This window comes from Euzebyella saccharophila (assembly GCF_014855495.1).
Lineage (GTDB): Bacteria > Bacteroidota > Bacteroidia > Flavobacteriales > Flavobacteriaceae > Euzebyella > Euzebyella saccharophila.
Genome location: NZ_JACYFJ010000001.1, coordinates 123,438 through 139,800, shown reverse-complemented (window position 1 = coordinate 139,800; position 16,363 = coordinate 123,438). Strand labels below are relative to the sequence as shown.

At 39.5% G+C, this 16,363-nt stretch carries 8 protein-coding genes; 5 read left to right on the top strand and 3 right to left on the bottom strand.

Translation table 11 applies throughout. The features are described 5' to 3' along the window. Nucleotides 1–102 precede the first annotated feature (102 nt). From IL355_RS00570 to IL355_RS00560, 3 genes are all read left to right on the top strand, one after another. The gene (locus IL355_RS00570) at nt 103–3,075 is read left to right on the top strand and encodes a SusC/RagA family TonB-linked outer membrane protein (RefSeq protein WP_192460276.1); all 2,973 of its coding nucleotides are present in this window, start codon (nt 103–105) and stop codon (nt 3,073–3,075) included. Nucleotides 3,076–3,087: 12 nt separating this feature from the next. After that, complete coding sequence (locus IL355_RS00565) at nt 3,088–4,422, top strand: RagB/SusD family nutrient uptake outer membrane protein (RefSeq protein ID WP_192460275.1); 1,335 nt, start codon at nt 3,088–3,090, stop codon at nt 4,420–4,422. 86 nt (nt 4,423–4,508) lie between these two features. Beyond that, nucleotides 4,509–5,165 (top strand): class I SAM-dependent methyltransferase, encoded by a 657-nt coding sequence (locus IL355_RS00560; protein ID WP_192460274.1) that lies wholly within the window; start codon nt 4,509–4,511, stop codon nt 5,163–5,165. A gap of 30 nt (nt 5,166–5,195) precedes the next feature. Here the strand turns inward: IL355_RS00560 and IL355_RS00555 are convergent, their stop codons facing one another. The 3 genes from IL355_RS00555 to IL355_RS00545 form a co-directional block, all read right to left on the bottom strand. Beyond that, the gene (locus IL355_RS00555; protein ID WP_192460273.1) at nt 5,196–8,468 is read right to left on the bottom strand and encodes a ThuA domain-containing protein; all 3,273 of its coding nucleotides are present in this window, start codon (nt 8,466–8,468) and stop codon (nt 5,196–5,198) included. Nucleotides 8,469–8,693: 225 nt separating this feature from the next. Further along, complete coding sequence (locus IL355_RS00550) at nt 8,694–10,292, bottom strand: SusD/RagB family nutrient-binding outer membrane lipoprotein (protein ID WP_192460272.1); 1,599 nt, start codon at nt 10,290–10,292, stop codon at nt 8,694–8,696. 29 nt (nt 10,293–10,321) lie between these two features. Beyond that, the gene (locus tag IL355_RS00545) at nt 10,322–13,741 is read right to left on the bottom strand and encodes a SusC/RagA family TonB-linked outer membrane protein (protein WP_192460271.1); all 3,420 of its coding nucleotides are present in this window, start codon (nt 13,739–13,741) and stop codon (nt 10,322–10,324) included. Between the two features lie 299 nt (nt 13,742–14,040). Between IL355_RS00545 and IL355_RS00540 the strand changes: the two genes are divergently transcribed. Next, entirely contained in the window at nt 14,041–14,901 is an 861-nt protein-coding gene (locus IL355_RS00540) for an AraC family transcriptional regulator (RefSeq protein ID WP_192460270.1), read from the top strand. Nucleotides 14,902–15,013: 112 nt separating this feature from the next. Continuing rightward, a complete protein-coding gene (locus IL355_RS00535; RefSeq protein ID WP_192460269.1) occupies nt 15,014–16,342 on the top strand; it encodes an L-fuconate dehydratase in 1,329 nt (442 codons plus the stop codon). The last annotated feature ends 21 nt before the right edge of the window (nt 16,343–16,363 follow it).

Below are 16,363 nucleotides of genomic sequence, written 5' to 3'. Positions count from 1 at the left end.
CAAAAGATATTTTTTATCTATTTTTACCCTGTAGGCGGTAAATTATCAAAAGTTCAATTTGCTGTTTCGCTCACTCTTTTAGAATCTAACTCAAGTACACGTATGAAAAAAACAAGTTTATTTAAAAGAAAATCACCCTTCTGGGTAGCATTGATGATGCTACTTTGTGTGGCTTTTGGCTTTGGGCAAGAGCAGTACACTTTTAAGGGTACCATTACGGATGCCAATGATGAGCTTCCTATACCAGGAGTTTCGGTATTTTTGGAGAATACATCTTATGGAGGTGTAACCGATTTTGACGGTAATTATGAATTCAAGGCTACTCTTGAGCCTGGAGAATATACCTTATTGGCCAGTTACCTAGGGTATTCTACAAAAAGAATTAAGGTCTCGGCACAGGCTTCTAATGAAATTGAAGCAAACGCCCAGTTATCCGAAGATTTATTGAGCTTGGATGAAGTTGTGGTGACCGGTAGCACTGTAGGTGTAAACAAAAGAACCTTGGGTAATGCTATATCTTCTGTAAAATCCGAAGATTTGGTCAATAACGGGGCCACTGCGGTAGACCAAGCAATTTCAGGAAAGATAACGGGAGCATTGGTACAACAAAATTCTGGTGATCCCGCAGGAGGAATCAGTATTAGGTTGCGCGGTCCTAGTACGGTTTTAGGTAGCTCCGATCCGCTTTATATAGTAGATGGGATTATTGTAAGCAACTCCAGTGCGGAATTGATTGATACCGGAGGAAACACACAAAATCGTTTGGCAGATTTAAATCCCAACGATGTTGAGAGAATTGAAATAATCAAAGGTGCGGCTGCCGCTGCAATTTATGGTTCTCGCGCCAGTAATGGTGTGGTACAGATTTTTACCAAAAAGGGAAAATCTGGTGAGCCTAGATTTAGTTTTTCTACAAACGCAAAAATCAATGAGCTAAGAAAGACCATAGATTATAATGATGTGCCATTGGCTTGGGAAGACCCTTTTGATAGGGCCAATTTGGCAACGGTGCCTGTAGAACGGTATGATTTGCAAGATGAAATTTTTGAATCAGGTTTTGGAGTAGAAAATTACTTATCCGTTAGTGGCGGTAATGATAAGACAACCTATTTTATTTCTGGATCACACTTGGACAATGAAGGAATTATAAAAAATACCAACTTTCAGCGAATAGGTTTTAAGGCCAATGTAACACAAAAGGCATTTGATTGGTTAGGGATAAACGCAAGTTTAAATTATGTGCGAAGCAAGAGTGAGGAAGTACCTAATGGAGGTATAAATGCCGCTTATGGAGCTATTACCGGTTTTGTGTTCAGTGATAACTCTATTGATCCTGCACCAAATGCTTCAGGGGTTTATCCACAAACTTCTTTGTTGGTTCCCAGGACCAATCCTGCTGAAGCCGTTGATAGATTTGATTTTGGACAGAAAATAAATCGTGTAATAACAAGTGTTGGTTTGGATGCGCAGATTACAGATAATCTTACCGCCAATTATACATTGGGTCTGGATTTTTTCAACCAATCGGCCACAGCTTTTATCCCTATCAATAATACTTCACCTAATGGTGACGGTTTTGCACGTAGGTCTGATATCAATAACTTTCAATACAACAGTGATTTAAATCTATCTTATAAGGCAGCAATTAATGACGATATTTCCTCAACAACTACCTTAGGAGGTTCTTGGCAATATGAAGAGTTTGAAAGAATAGGTATCAATGCCACTGGGCTTCCTCCAATTGTAGAAACGGCAACCAGCGGTAGTATAGTGGAACAGGGAGAAAGTAGGTCTCAAATATCCTACTGGGGCGCCTTTGTTCAACAATCCTTTAGTTATAAGGATAAATTATATATAAATGGAGCTTTAAGAAGTGATGGAGCTTCTACTTTTGGTAAGGATGAAAGATCTCAGTTGTACGCCAAAGCTAGTTTGTCTTACATTATATCTGAGGAGGATTTTTGGGAAAATACATTTGGTGATGCCTTTAGTACCTTTAAATTACGTGGTTCTTGGGGACAAGCAGGAAACCTTACGGCTCTCTCCGCATTTCAAAGATTTACCCTACTTAGCCCTATTTCCATTAATGGTTCTCCCGGGCTTATCCCAAATACGCAGCAGGGAGATTTGGATATTGCTCCTGAGAGACAGGAAGAAATAGAATTTGGTTTTGATGCCGGTTTCTTCAATAATAGGTTGGGTGTGGAGCTAACTTATTACAAGCAAGAGGTTACAGATTTATTGCTTCCAAGGGAGTTGTCCCCATCTACCGGCTATTCTTCTAGGATTGAGAACGTAGGTAATTTGGAAAATACCGGTTTGGAAGTATTGTTAAAAGGAGCACCTGTTAAGTCAGAGAATTTCACTTGGGACATCACCGCTACATATTCTAAAAATGAGAATGAAGTTACCAGTGTAGCAGGCGGAGGTCAATTTGCGTTGGCCGGAAGTTTCGCTACCAACTATGTAATTGAAGGGGAGCCATTGGGTGTATTCTACAGGCAATTTTATGCTAGGGATGCAGATGGGAATATTGCTCTTGACGAAAATGGGTATCCTTTTACCGGTACTACGGAAGATGGTTCTTCTTCTAAGGTAATAGGGGATCCCAATCCAGAATGGTTTGGTTCGCTGATCAATGAGTTTTCATATAAGAATGTAGACTTGCGTGTTCAGTTTGATGCTGTTCAAGGTTTTGATGTTTTTAACTGGAACAGAAGGCTGATGGATAACGTAATTTTTGGAGGCGGATATAATGTTGGCCAAGAATTGCAAGGAAACTTGCCTAAAGGTTACGGTGGTGCCCAAGCAGGAATTTTTGAGGAGTTTGTTGAGGATGGGTCCTTTGTTAAGCTTCGTGAATTGGCATTAAGCTATAATCTTCCGGAACCTTTTGAATCCGTAGATAATATTAAGATAAGTCTTATTGGTAGGAACTTGATTTCTTGGGACGATTACAGCGGATGGGATCCTGAAATTAATACCGCGGGTCAAAGTAATGGAGTAAGAGGATTCGATTTTGCCGGGGTTCCCATTCCAAGAACCTATCAGCTAGGTTTAAGTGTCAACTTCTAAATAAGAATTAAGATGAAATTTATACAAATAAAACTAAAAGGGCTTTTGTTGATAACTGTTTTGACACTTGCCTCTTGTGAAACTGATTTTGACAACCCTAATTCAGCCACCACGGAACAGGCTTACGCGTCTCGAGAGGGAATTTTGGCCGCTGCGGTTGGGTTGCAACAATTATACTCTACAACAGGAGTAAGATATTTGGTGGAAACACCGGCGGTGACGACAAGGGAAGGTGGTATTACAACTACCTTTCAAAATATGATCGAGTTGGAAGATGGGGGAACCCCGCTCCCTGATTTCAATTCCAATGTTCAAGGACTTTGGTCTACCATGCTCAGAGTCGTTAAGATTGCTGAAGACATTGAAACCAATGCGGAGAACATTGAGTTGGCCGCAGGCACTAAAAGTGGGCTTTTGGCTCATGCAAAACTGTTTAAAGCTATGGCAATTGGTGCCTTGGCGCAGCACTATGAGCAGGTTGTAGTTCAAACCAACCCAGAAAACAGCGCTACCTTTGTTCCTAGGTTGGAGGCTTACAATATTGCCGTGGGTTTACTGGGTGAGGCCAAAAGTGCCATTTCAAGCACTGCGGTTTCATCTGAATTTACGGAGGCGGTTACCCTTGGTAATATTGATTTGAGCAATAGCATTGATGCACTTTCGGCTAGGTATAACCTTTTTGCAGGTAATTATGAGGAGGCCATTACCAATGCGCAATCCGTGAGTCAAACGGAGGTTTCCAATTTTGTTTATGATTTACAAAACCTGAATCCAATTTGGAGTAGGGTGTTTTTAAATGATTCCCCCAACTTTAAGCCTAGGGATAACTTCGGGTTGCCTTCAGAATTTGTTTTTGAGGAAACGGACGGTCGCTTGACTTTTTATCTCGTTGCCTTTGATGAAACCAATCAAAATGGATTGCCCATTGAAGATTTAGCAGGTTTTTTTAATGTAAATGTGGCTCCCATTCCATTATATATTCCCGATGAAATGAATCTGATTATTGCAGAAGCAAGTATTCGCAAAAGTAGTCCTGACTTGGCAACTGCCGAAACCGCTTTAAATGCTGTTTTAACAGATACAGATGACCCTTTGGATATTAATGCGAATGCTGCTCCATATGATGGAGATATGACTTCAGATGCGCTTTTGGAGGCTATTTACAAAAACAGGCGTGCAGAACTTTTTCTTACTGGGTTGAGTCTTGAGGATAGTAGAAGGTTTAACAGGCCTGAACCTAGTGGCACGGCCATGCAGTATGATGAGGAACGAAACAGAAATTATTACCCATATCCTGAAACGGAAAGAAATAGTAACCCCAATACACCGGATAACCCGAGTTTATAATTGTTTGTTGAGTTCATTTTAAGAGCAAAGGGCCTACATTTAATCAATGCTAGGCCTTTTGTAATTTTTATATATATTGTTTTGGTATGGGTGAAATCAAATCGTCATGGGAAAAAAACGCTGTGGAATGGATAAAGGTATTGGATTCCAATTCTATAGGTTCCCGTAAATTTACCAATGCCTCCATAGTTTCTTTCGTTTCCAATATGAAAGGTACTCGAGTATTGGATATGGGGTGTGGAGAAGGATGGCTTACAAGAGAGCTTTCTAAGTCTGGGAAAATAGTGGTGGGTCTTGATGCTACGGAAGCATTATTGATCAATGCCCGTTTAAAAGGACTGGAATCTTATTATCATATGTCTTACGAAGATGTTATTGAAGGCCAAATAATTCCCGAAGCCCCATTTGATTTGGCGGTATTTAATTTCAGTATTTATCAGAGAGATCAATTACACCAATTATTTAAAGCCGTAAAAACAAACCTTTTGGCAGATGGAAGTATTGTGGTTCAGACCTTGCATCCTTTTTTTCTACTTCAAAACGGCTATGAATATAAAAGCCAATTTATAACGGATTCATGGAAAGGACTACCCGGTAATTTTACAGATGGCCATTCTTGGTATGCACGTACATTGGAGGATTGGTTTCAAATAATTTCTGAAAGTGGTTTAAAACTAAGGTGTTTCAAAGAAGTAATCAATGATAACAATCAACCGGTATCCATTATTTTTCAAGCCGGTTAACCCAATTGTCAACCGGCTATTTTATTGCAATTATTTTTTGTAGTCAAATGATATATAATCTGCGTGGCCCATATTTCTTTTAGGATGTTTTGGGTTCTTGTAGACTAAGTAAATAGTGGCTTTTTCTTCTGTGCCCTGCAAAGGAATTTGATAATAGGCTGTTTTCTCTGGCCCCATATAGTTTAACCCTTGTTTTCCTAATAGGGGGCCGTCTAAAGTGTTTTCCCTTATTTCCAAAACGCCGTTAAAATCATAATCAGAATTATAAAAAGTAGCGTACTTCAATTGCTTTAGGTCTTTCAAATTCACATTATCAAATCTTAAATAAGCATTGTGGACCATACCGCCTACCACTTTGGAGTAATTGGTTCTCCAAGTGTTGATGCCCTCACTTATTTCATTGGCGTCCTCTGCTTGAATCTTTTGACTTTTGAATACTACTTGGTCATTTGCGGTTAGTTCGGATTCAGGCTGATTTGGGTTCCCATTATCTCTGTAGGAAGCCATAAGAATATAGGTTCCTTCCCCGCCACTGGTAGTATGCTTGTCAAAAGTTAAGGTTCCACTAAGAGGTAGGGATTTTTCATTATCATTTTCCTTCGGTTTAAGGCTAAGGATATACTCGATCATTTGGGTTACCTCCTCCACATTTAATTGAGGGTGGGCAGACATGGCATTTTCGCCCCAAACACCACCACCTCCTTTGATCACCTTTGAAACCAGGTAGCCGGTATCTGCTTCATTATATTTTTTGGCAATGTCCATATAGCTGGGTCCATTCACTTTTTCTATTGGTGCATGACAGGCTTTACAATCGGAACCATCAATAGCTTTTTTGCCTTCTGGGATAATGTTTCTTTGGTGGCCTATGGCGGCTTTTACTATGTCCTTGCCTTCGGGAATATAATCAAAGGTTACTTTTACATTTTCAGCAGGAATGCTGTTGTCTTCTGTGGAACCATCTTGCTTGTCCGTTACACTTACCTCGTAGGAAATCTTTTTTCCGTACCAGTAAATAGAGTCGTTATCCCTAATGGTAATTTTTAATTCGGGGGCATCGTTTCCTACCATTATTTTTGATTGTGCGGAGGAAGTATTTCCCTCGGTGTCCGTAACCTTTAAACGAACATTGTATATACCGTCTTTTTCAAAGGTAAAACTTGGGTTCACCTCTGTGGACTGAACTTCAGTTCCTTCAAAAAACCATTCATAACCAATGGTATCCTTGTCATAATCCAGAGAGTTTTCCCCTTTAAATTGAACTGTGAGCGGGGCGGCACCAACTACTTTGTCTTGGGTAATTTGGGCAATTGGCTCCCGGTTACCGGCTAAATATGTAATGCTGCTTAAACGGGCATCCAAATTTTGGGAATTCCATTTTTGGCCATATTCCAACACATATAGTTTTCCATCAGAACCAAAAACCATATCCATAGGATGGGAGAATTCTGTGTTGGGCATAAAGGCATCTGCCTTCACATAATTCTGCTTCTCATCAAGGGTGACAACATAAATCCAATCGCGCATCCATTCGTAAAGGAACAATTTGTCTTCAAAGTAACTGGGAAACGGATTGGTTGCCTCTGGATAATCACTGGCATGAAAAACTGGGCCTGCCATAGGGTTAATTCCTCCTGCACCCATCCAAGGAAATTCTTCAGATCGGTAATACGTCATGGGTATCATTGATTTTTGGGCGGGAGGAAGTTTTTGAAGTCCGGTATTATGGCGTGAATCGTTAATTAAATTATTAGGATCAAATTTTGGTCCAGAGGTTTTCGATTCAAAGTCATAATCATTGTAAGGTTCATTATAGCCCCTTGTGTAGGGCCAGCCCCAAAACCCTGCTTCTCTGGCCTGGTCATATTCGCCCATTCCGCTGGGTCCTCTATCCGGATCTGCCTTTCCAGCATCGGGGCCAATATCTCCCCAATATAAATATCCGGTTTTACTATCTATGGAGTGACGAAAAGGATTTCTATTCCCCATGATGTATATTTCAGGCCTGGTTTTAGGTGTGCCCTTTGGAAATAGGTTGCCTTCGGGAATGGTATAGGTGCCGTTATCCTCTGGCTTTATTCTAAGAATCTTACCTCGTAGGTCATTGGTATTGGCGGCTGATTTTTGAGCGTCCCAAGCCCGTCTACCTTCTCTTTCGTCTATTGGGGCAAAACCCGAAGATTCAAACGGATTGGTGTTATCGCCAACGGTTATGAAAAGATTTCCATTGGGACCAAATTCCAAAGCTCCCCCACTATGGCAGCATTGACGGTCCGTTGGAATTTCAAGTAGGATTTTTTCTGATGAGATATCTACTTTATTATCTCTAATGGTAAATCTCGAGACCCTTTGAACAGATTCTTCGCTTGGCTGTGTGTAAAAGAAGTACACCCAATGATTTTTGAGATAACCGGGGTCAACGGCCACTCCTAACAATCCATCTTCGTTACCGTACCAAACATCCAGTTGTGCCATAATTTTGGTACTCTCCGATGCAAAATCAAAAAGTTTAACAGCACCCCTACGTTCTACAAAAATAATTCCCTGACCTGGAAGTTCATCTAGTTCCATAGGTTCGTTCAGGTTAAAATCGAGTATTTTTTTGGCAAATCTGTCCTCTGGAGGAATTCTTTGAGTCTTGGCTTTTGTATAATCCCTTGTATTATTTCCAACGGCATAATTAATTCCCCCTAAAAGGTGGGAGAGAAAAATGGGATTCTCAAAAGTCTCGTCCGTATGTCCTAATTCCGTGTAAAAGGAACGACCTCCATCGTATGCATGATACCAAGATATTGGGTGATTGTCCCCATTGGAACCACCTTCATAACTGTTTTCATCAATACTTAGGACCACATTGATGTCCGGATTGATGTTTTTGAAATTGTACCACTCATCACTTTTAGTCCAAACGGAATCTTTAAAGATTTTGGTTGATAAATGGTTTTTGTCTTTAATTAAAAGTTTTGCTTCTTGAATTTTCGGATGTCCTTCAAACACGGCTCCTACCAGTTTATTGTACCAAGGCCAATCATATTCCGTATCCGTTGCCGCATGGATTCCTACAAAGCCACCACCCGATTGTATGTATCTTTCAAAATCTGCCTGTTGAACATCATTAAGTATATCTCTTGTGGTATTTAAAAAAACTACGGCGGAATAGGTTTTTAGAGAATCTTCAACCATAAAATTGGAGTCCTCTGTAGCTATTACCTTAAAACCGTTCTCTTTACCCAATTTTTTCAGGGCTGTAACACCACTTTCTATACTTCCATGTCTAAAACCGGCAGTTTTACTAAATACCAAGAGTTTTTTTTCTTGTTCCGTGCATGAAGCATTAAATAAAAAGCAGACGAAAAAAAGGTAAATTAAGGTACGCGAAAAAAAAGAACGGCGTACAATTTTTAGGTTGTGATGGAGGGGTTTCATCTAAATAATCTGGTATAAATGGTTTGTATTAAAACAGATATGGCCGGCTTTAGGGCCGGCCATTGCTGAACTCAACTAATCATGAAACTAACATAATTATTTTTAATCTATATCCCAAAAGATTTTACTATCCAAATTATCTTCGCTACTTACGGTGCTATAATTTTCGGCATTAAATGTTCTCTCTGCAGAGGGATATAAAAATCTGGTTGGTGGGATGGACTGGCCAGATGAATTATCGTTAACGAACTCAAATTCTGGCGAATTCAATCTGCGGACCTCAGACCAATTCTCGAACATCTCTACCATATTGTTATGAAGCCATTTTTGCCTGGCTAAGAGTTGTATCTTTCCATCATTGTTCAAACCTGAAGACCAAGCTATATTTTCACCAGCTATGTAGTTATCTATTTCGCTTGCCTCAAGAGAAGCTATTTCTGGTGAGTCATCAAAGTTTATAGCTAATTCTCGCGCGCTATAATAAAAGTTGATAGACTCTCTTATACCTTTTTCATAATGCTCCCTTGCAAGTACATCGTTGGTAGCCAAATAAAATTCAGCTAAATAAAAGTTCACATTGGCAGACGAAATTAAAACTCCGGGAAAATTTCGATTGTTTTTAAAAGTCCAATTGTTAAATATACTTACCGTACCAGAATTAATCAATGCGCTTTGTGCACTTTGTGCCATTGTCGGATCTAACCCTAAATATTCATCTTCCCCAGCTTCGCTACCGGGTTGGAAAATACATCTTAATCTAGGGTCCGTATTCTCTACCATATGATCAATCATAGCTTTGCTGGCAACGTTTGAGTTCCAGCCATCTCCTTCTACAAATGTGCTCTGGAAATTCGCTTCTATACCCATACCTTCTCCTAATGATTCAATTTGTATGTTGTCTTCATTACTTTCAACGATAGGATATGCCGAAGGGTTTTCCAAGATCTCTTGAATTTCAGACTGGGCAACAGAAGCAAATGCCGAGTTGGAAGATGCTCTCGTTAATAGACGGATACGTAAAGAGTTACAGTATCTTTTCCAAACTTCTATATCACCTCCATTTATAAAGTCTTGTACGGTAAAATAATCTTTAACAGCTGTAGTAAGAGATATACTATTCAACTCTTGTGCTATAGACTTCAATTCAGAAATCATTAGGTTGTACAGGTCTTCCGCAGTATCAAAAGAGGCATATGAAGATTGATAGTCCCCTTCGTTCTGGCTAATTTTACCTGCTTCGGTAAATGGAATATCGCCGAAAAGATCAACCATCTTCTGAGTGTAATCATACAGATAGATTTTACCAGTAATCATAAAAATTCGATATTCGTTTTGCTCCTCAGGTGATAGGTTATCAAAGATTCTCTCCATTTCCCTAAACTGAAATAAAGTAGCATAGAACCTATTATAAATTGGGTCAACGGGGGCATCTCCTGGAACGAACCTGCCTATACTGTTTTCAAAACCCCTGCTCTGCGTATAAATCATAAGAGTTGGACGGCCGGTTACAAAGTATTTGGAGTATGACGGCATTATGTCATCCTTATTGCTTTGAAGAAACCCTGCATATTGTTTTTCTACCGTAGTTTCTGCAATAGTGGCCGGGTCCGTATAATACTCCGCGAAATCATCTTCTTGGCAAGAGGTTAAGAACATAGCCGCCAAAAGAAGGTTTACAATAAAAATTTTTGATTTTTTCATAAGAGAAATTATATCGTTAAATATGTTGTTTAAAATCTTGCCCTAAGTTGTAATCCAATTGTTTTACTGGTCCATCCATTGGCGCCATTATACCAGTTTTGTTTCCAATCCGTACCAACGGTAACTCCTTCACCATCAACTTCTTTAATGCTTCTGTACAGGTAAAACAGGTTTCTGCCAAAAACAGAAAGGTTTATGGATGAAAGTCCTGTCTTTTCTACAACCTCTTTTGGAATGCTGTACCCAATTGACATCTCCCTCATTTTAAGGTAATTGTTTTCCCTAACAAATAAATCGTACCTTGTATTTGGACTATAGGCAGGCCCTCCCCAATTATAAACGGTCCAAAAATATTCTGGATTGGAAACTATGATATCATTTTGACTCCCATCTGCTTTGACCCCATCTAAAATGATACCATCATTATAAATTCTTTCGCCGCTAGGGCCTTGATTAGCGTTGGATTGAATTAATTGAACATTATCACCATCTTGTGAGGGGTAGTAACTAATACCGCCTCTTGCGGCATCACTAAATGCTAAACTTTCTTCGGTCAAGCCTCTTCCTACCATCCAATAATATCCTTTGGGCATAATATCTCCGCCCCAGCTATAATCAATACTAAAGTCAAAGGTGAAATTTTTCACTGAAAGGTTTGACCAAATACCACCAATAAAATCTGGATTTACATTTCCTGCCTTTACCCATTGATCAGCATCAACTAAATAAAGACCATTATCGGAAACTACATTGTTGCCGTTAGCATCAGTCAGTAATGGATGTACCATTATATCTCCCATGGCTTCTCCTACCTGGGAAACTAGCTGAACTGCACTACCATCTTGGTCTTGGTGAACAAGTTGATTTGAATCATCCGTAAGTTTCTTAACGGTATTCCTGTTTCTTGAAAAATTAATCCCTAAATTCCAATCAACATTAGCAGTCCTTATAGGGGAGCCATTAAAGCCAACTTCTAAACCTTTGTTTCCTAAAATCCCTACATTCGCCAGAACAGATTCTGCGCCCGTACTTCTTGGTAAAGTGTACTGCAAAATTTGATCTCTAATTTCTGCATCGTAGTAGGAAACATCCAAACCTAATCGATTTTTGAACATTCTAAGTTCCATACCAAATTCGATTTCATGTTTCTCCTCGGGCTTAATTTGGTCATTACCGTAATTGGTTGGGAGAGTGGTGTAAATTGTTTCAGAGCCACTTAAACCTAATTGAGTATAGGCAATATTTGCTTGATAAAGGCCAGGTGCATTACCAACTACACCCCAAGAACCTCTTACCTTGAATAAATCAATAGATTGGGGAAGTTCAAAAGCTTCGGATACCACAAAACTACCGTTAACAGATGGGTAGGTGAAGCCGTTGTACTGAGCTGGAACGGTAGATATTCTATCTTTTCTTACTGTTCCCTCTAAATATAGAAGACCTTTATAATCAATATTTAAAGTTCCAAAAATACCATCACGAAGATAGTTGTCCCTATTGTTCCACCCTTTTAAGTCTCCTATGGTAGGTTGTAGTCTTGAAGCGGAAATATCAAACCAATTTTCTACAGTTAGACCGCCCACGGTTTGAAGTTGGGTCAACCTGTTAGTTCTTTCCTCTGCATTGTAACCTACTCTTGCTAGCAAGGAGAAATCATCATTAAGTTGTTTGTTGTAGGTTAATAACAACTCACCATATTTAACATTGTCCTTTTTTTGTAGCATCCTAAACATACCTGTAGTGTTGTTGTAAACCAAGGGTATTTCAGTGGGTCTTTTGTCTTCGGTATATTCCGAAGTGAAATCATGTGAAACTCTCGCTCTAATGTTGAAATCCTTCAGAAAGTCATATTCCATGGTAAGAGCCGCTATTACACGATCAGACCTTTCTTCGTAATCATATTCATTAATTCGCCAAAAGTAATCTAGGATATCGCCCCTGTAGCCAGGTAAAGTAATGTTCTCATTTGGAGTGAAACTTTGCCCTGAACCTGTTACAAACCTGTAGCCCAAACTTGTTTTGTATTGATCCTTGTACCAATCTGCATTATCAAATCTGTTCATCATACCTCCAAAATTGTTGACAATCCTATCAATCTTATAGGGTCTATTGACAATTTTTTTATTGTAGTAATCAACAACCACTTGAGTTCTAAAATTGTCTGTCCAATCGACGTTTGAATTCAAACTAAAGGTGTTGTTCGAGTTGTCAGAATTTGGGGTTACAGATTGATTATCAAGGCGAGTGTACGAAAATCTTGTATTGGCTTTTTCACCTACGTGAGATAATCCAAAATTCATTCTGGTGTTGTGAGCTGTTTTAAATAAACCCTCATAACTATCTTGTGCAGTATATGGGCGAACATTGCCATCCCAAGCTAAAATAGGTTGACCGTCAAACCTCGGCCCATAGTTCAGGTTGGTTCCAATGACACCTTTTGTATCCGGCGTGCCATCACCATTTGTATCATAATATTGAAAGCCGTCAGCATCAACATCGTCACCCCACGTGGCAACAAACCAAGGATAACCTGGGCCTCTTTCATTCTGCCATTTAGGCATGTAGGCAACATTGTCAAAGCTGTAAACAGAATTGAATTCTCCGCTCCACCCTTTGCCTTTACCTTTTTTTGTTGTAATCAGCAAAACACCGTTTACTGCTTCTGAACCGTATAAGGCAGCTGCCGAGGCACCTTTCAAAATCGAAATATTCTCAATATCTTCTGGGTTGATATCTAAAAGGCCATTTCCTTCAACTCGTTGGTTATTCCAATAATTGTCATTGGAAACATCTTGATTTCTAATGGGAACACCATCTTTAATTATTAATGGCTGATTACTCCCGTTGATGGAATTAAGACCTCTAATATTTATATTTACCGCACTTGTATTACCACCTGAGGTCGCAGCAATTTGTACCCCGGGAGCTTTACCATAAAGTGCGGTAGCAAAGTTGGTAGGTGCTGCTTCCACAAGCGCGTCCGCTTCAACCGTAGCAACTGCGTATCCAAGGGCTTTTTTTGCTCTTGTGATTCCCAAACCTGTTACAACCACTTCTTCCAGTTCACTTGCATCTTCGGCAAGTACAATATTAATGGAAGTCTGGCCATTTACGTTTACGGTTTTTGTGGCAAAACCTATATAAGAAACTTCTAATACGGGGTTATCTCCCGTTGGGGTTATGGAGTAATTACCATCAAAATCCGTAGAAACTCCATTGGAAGTACCAACTTCAACCACCGTGGCACCCGGTAGGGGATATCCACTTTCGTCCGTGACGGTTCCGGAGATTGTTGTTTGAACGTTAGTTTTGTTTGTGGGTACGTACACATTATCAGATGCAGTAACACCATTTTGAATGATTAACGTCAACAGCAGTAGTACCGCTGTTTTGTAATCAAGTTTTGGAAGTGCCCGTTGGGAACTTCTGAACTTTGGTCGTTTTTTCATAATCGATGAAAGCGTTAGTTAGACTTAGTTTGTGCTGATTTTTTTATGGTTTTTTAATTGTTTGTCTCCATTTTTAATAACTGAAAATCACTTGCTAAAAAGTTTCAACGGATATCCAATTTTTATTGAAGAATTAACAATTTGCTAAACCACGGGTCCAAAATTAGAAGTCATAATTGGGATGCCCTACTAAAAATTATACACTCATTGATATTTTTTTTGCCACAACTACCTATATTTGATTGATTTGATATTTTTAGTATGACTCTTTGTTAAATTAATGTTTAGAAAACCATAAAATGAAACTGCATTTATTAGACAGGGCAAGTGCCAAGAATAGTTCCTTTACGGTAAGTATGAACAGTTACCCCCACTTTCTTAAAATTTGGCACCATCATCCGGAATTGGAGTTGGTGGCAATTAAGAAAAGTACCGGAACCAGGTTTATAGGCGATAGTATTGAAAAGTTTGTAGAAGGAGAGGTGGTGCTAATTGGTAAGAACCTTCCTCATATGTGGTTGAACGATGATGTCTATTTTTCCGATAATTCTGAATTGACAGCTGAGGCTATTGCAGTCCATTTTATACAGGACTTTTTTGGTGAAGGATGGCTATCTACTCCTGAGGTTCAGCCTATAGCTCGCCTTTTTGAACTTGCACAGCAGGGTGTAAAATTTGAGGGATTGTCTCCTAAGACCATTGATGAAATAGAAGGTTTACTCCAACTACAAGGATTTGATAAAGCTGTAAGCTTTGTAAAAATATTGAATAAATTGGCGAAGCATCCCAGCTATACTTTATTGTCCAGTGCAGGGTTTGTTTCATCATTTCGGAAATCCGATGACGAAAACCTTGATCGGATTTATTCCTTTATTTTCAAGAATTTTAATACTCCCATTCATTCCAAGGATGTAGCAGAGATTGCCCATATGAATCCATCGGCTTTTAGTAGATTTTTTAAAAGAGTACATAGAAAGACTTTTACTAGGTATCTAAATGAAATCAGGGTAGGTTTTTCGTGTAAATTGCTCATGGAGCATAATAAATCGGTTTCAGAAGTATGTTACGAGTCTGGATTCAATAACATTTCCAACTTTAATAGACAATTTAAGACAATTACAGGAATGTCTCCTAGTGATTATGTGAAGTTGCATACCTAAAATTTGTCATTAATAAAATTTAAGCAAAAAAAGTATCAATATACGTTGGTTTTGGTGTAGTGATTAAAGTTCGTGGCAATTAGTTTTGTTTTCGTAAATCTAATCACAGACCATGAGCATATTAATAACAGGAGTAGAAGTTAAGGATGTACGCTTTCCTACAAGTAAATCGCTAGACGGATCGGATGCTATGAATCCCGATCCTGATTATTCTGCGGCATATGTTATCTTAAAAACCGATCACCCCCAAGGTCTTGAGGGCCATGGGCTAACATTTACCATTGGCCGCGGTAATGAACTTTGTGCTGCGGCACTGGAGTCCCTTGCGCCTCTAGTAATAGGTAAAACCTTGGAAAGTTTTACGGATAATATGGCTTCCTTTTATAGAATGATTACTGGAGATAGCCAGTTGAGGTGGTTAGGTCCTGAGAAAGGGGTTATTCATTTGGCAACGGGCGCTATGGTAAACGCCGTTTGGGATCTTTATGCTAAAGTGGAAGGCAAGCCGCTGTGGAGGTTAATTGCGGATATGAGTCCGGAGGAGTTTATCTCCTGTGTAGATTTTACCTATATCACCGATGCTATTACTCCTGAAGAAGCTCTGGAACTATTAAAGAAACAAGAGGCTACCAAAAGCGAACGAATTAACAGGTTGGAGAAGGATGGTTACCGGGCCTATACTACTTCAGCGGGTTGGTTAGGATATTCCGATGATAAAATGCGCCGTCTGTGCCGTGAGGCGAAGGAACTTGGTTTTGATCACATTAAAATAAAGGTAGGGTCGGATCTAAAGGATGACATGCGCCGTGCCCAAATTATACGTGAAGAAATTGGTCCTGATTTGAGGTTAATGATGGATGCCAATCAAAAATGGGATGTGGACGAAGCGATAGAAAACATGGCCAGTTTGGCAAAATTCAATCCGTATTGGATAGAGGAACCAACCAGCCCAGATGATGTTTTGGGCCACGCGAAGATTGCTGCCTCAGTAGCTCCAATTAAGGTAGCGACTGGAGAACACTGCCAAAACAGGGTCATGTTCAAGCAATTGATGCAGGCCAATGCCATTGGTATATGTCAAATAGATAGTTGTAGGGTAGGGGGTGTTAATGAGATATTGGCCATACTCTTAATGGCGGCCAAATTTGATATTCCTGTTTGTCCGCACGCAGGAGGTGTTGGTTTGTGCGAGTACGTGCAACATCTTTCTATGATTGATTATATTTCAGTGAGCGGTTCTATGGAAAATAGAATTATAGAATATGTTGATCATTTACATGAACATTTTCATGATCCGGTGGTCATTAAGAACGGGGCTTATATGCCACCCATAATGCCTGGTTTTAGTATCACTATGAAAGGAGAATCCTTAGAGGAGTATTCGTTTCCACATGGACCTGTTTGGCAAGAGATATTAGGAGAAAAGGAAGTGGTGTTATAAACGAAAGAATTACCTTAATTT

What these genes read in the sequence shown, in the direction of transcription:
- IL355_RS00570 (WP_192460276.1), top strand. Translation starts at nt 103, where the DNA reads ATGAAAAAAACAAGTTTATTTAAAAGAAAATCACCCTTCTGGGTAGCA.
- IL355_RS00565 (WP_192460275.1), top strand. Translation starts at nt 3,088, where the DNA reads ATGAAATTTATACAAATAAAACTAAAAGGGCTTTTGTTGATAACTGTT.
- IL355_RS00560 (WP_192460274.1), top strand. Translation starts at nt 4,509, where the DNA reads ATGGGTGAAATCAAATCGTCATGGGAAAAAAACGCTGTGGAATGGATA.
- IL355_RS00550 (WP_192460272.1), bottom strand. Translation starts at nt 10,292, where the DNA reads ATGAAAAAATCAAAAATTTTTATTGTAAACCTTCTTTTGGCGGCTATG.
- IL355_RS00545 (WP_192460271.1), bottom strand. Translation starts at nt 13,741, where the DNA reads ATGAAAAAACGACCAAAGTTCAGAAGTTCCCAACGGGCACTTCCAAAA.
- IL355_RS00540 (WP_192460270.1), top strand. Translation starts at nt 14,041, where the DNA reads ATGAAACTGCATTTATTAGACAGGGCAAGTGCCAAGAATAGTTCCTTT.
- IL355_RS00535 (WP_192460269.1), top strand. Translation starts at nt 15,014, where the DNA reads ATGAGCATATTAATAACAGGAGTAGAAGTTAAGGATGTACGCTTTCCT.